Origin of the sequence: Bacillus sp. EB01, assembly GCF_000613125.1 — a bacterium.
Lineage (GTDB): Bacteria > Bacillota > Bacilli > Bacillales > Cytobacillaceae > Bacillus_D.
Genome location: NZ_HG964497.1, coordinates 2,426,573 through 2,427,748, shown reverse-complemented (window position 1 = coordinate 2,427,748; position 1,176 = coordinate 2,426,573). Strand labels below are relative to the sequence as shown.

General features: G+C 53.2%; 2 other annotated features.

From position 1 onward, the window contains the following. Positions 1-214: a sequence feature (23S ribosomal RNA rRNA prediction is too short), on the bottom strand. Between the two features lie 48 nt (positions 215-262). Continuing rightward, positions 263-992, bottom strand: a sequence feature (23S ribosomal RNA rRNA prediction is too short). Between the last annotated feature and the right edge of the window lie 184 nt (positions 993-1,176).

The following is a 1,176-nucleotide window of genomic DNA, read 5'->3' as shown; positions in this document are numbered from 1 at the left end:
TCAGCCTTCACGGGAAGTGGATTTGCCTGCTTCCCAGCCTAACTGCTTAGACGCACATGTCCAATAGTGCGCTTACCCTATCCTCCTGCGTCCCCCCATTGCTCAAACGATGAAGAGGTGGTACAGGAATATCAACCTGTTGTCCATCGCCTACGCCTTTCGGCCTCGGCTTAGGTCCCGACTAACCCTGAGCGGACGAGCCTTCCTCAGGAAACCTTAGGCATTCGGTGGATGGGATTCTCACCCATCTTTCGCTACTCATACCGGCATTCTCACTTCCAAGCGCTCCACAAGTCCTTCCGGTCTTGCTTCGACGCCCTTGGAACGCTCTCCTACCGCGGACACCATAAGGTGTCCACCCACAGCTTCGGTGATACGTTTAGCCCCGGTACATTTTCGGCGCAGAGTCACTCGACCAGTGAGCTATTACGCACTCTTTAAATGATGGCTGCTTCTAAGCCAACATCCTGGTTGTCTAAGCAACTCCACATCCTTTTCCACTTAACGTATACTTTGGGACCTTAGCTGGTGGTCTGGGCTGTTTCCCTTTTGACTACGGATCTTATCACTCGCAGTCTGACTCCCACGGATAAGTCTTTGGCATTCGGAGTTTGTCTGAATTCGGTAACCCGATGGGGGCCCCTAGTCCAAACAGTGCTCTACCTCCAAGACTCTTACAACGTGAGGCTAGCCCTAAAGCTATTTCGGAGAGAACCAGCTATCTCCAAGTTCGATTGGAATTTCTCCGCTACCCACACCTCATCCCCGCACTTTTCAACGTGCGTGGGTTCGGGCCTCCAGTAGGTGTTACCCTACCTTCACCCTGGACATGGGTAGATCACCTGGTTTCGGGTCTACGGCCACATACTCATTCGCCCTATTCAGACTCGCTTTCGCTGCGGCTCCGCTTTTTCAGCTTAACCTTGCATGGGACCGTAACTCGCCGGTTCATTCTACAAAAGGCACGCCATCACCCATGAACGGGCTCTGACTACTTGTAGGCACACGGTTTCAGGATCTTTTTCACTCCCCTTCCGGGGTGCTTTTCACCTTTCCCTCACGGTACTGGTTCACTATCGGTCACTAGGGAGTATTTAGCCTTGGGAGATGGTCCTCCCGGATTCCGACCGGATTTCACGTGTCCGGCCGTACTCAGGATCCACTCAGGAGGGAACG